Source organism: Oleiphilus sp. HI0123, from assembly GCF_001635315.1.
Genome location: NZ_LWGE01001902.1, coordinates 1 through 421, shown reverse-complemented (window position 1 = coordinate 421; position 421 = coordinate 1). Strand labels below are relative to the sequence as shown.

Genomic DNA, 421 nt, shown 5'->3' with positions numbered 1-421 from the left:
ATCATTGCTAGTGCACTTTTACTTGTGCTTTATGTCAGCACTCACCTTCAAATAAACCTACACAAGCAAGCATTTGATACCGAGTTAGAGAAGCGTATCGTTCTGCTAAAACATAACCTCAACCAACAAGCACTCGTCCAAGCCCAAGCGTTGAGTAGCTCGATCGCAGAAAACCTGGCATCGTTCAATCTTTTTTCTCTAACCCAAATTATTAACGATTCTGTCAACAACACACCAGAGCTGCAGCAAGCTATTTTAGTATCCAAAAACGGCAAAGTATTTATCCACACATCAGATCCGTTGCAGCAACAGCTTCCCTATCAGCCGACAAATCATGGCAGCCTTAGTCAGGTGAGCATAAAAACCCCTGATAGTATTTCAGTCCTCGGGATTAATAACCCTGAAGACAGCGCTCTTCCGA

The 421-nt window shown here is 43.2% G+C and carries 1 protein-coding gene; it reads left to right on the top strand.

Features of this window, described 5'->3' with window-relative positions; translation table 11 throughout:
* Positions 1-421: hypothetical protein (locus tag A3761_RS28270; RefSeq protein ID WP_197473268.1), on the top strand; the 421-nt coding region annotated here is incomplete at both ends.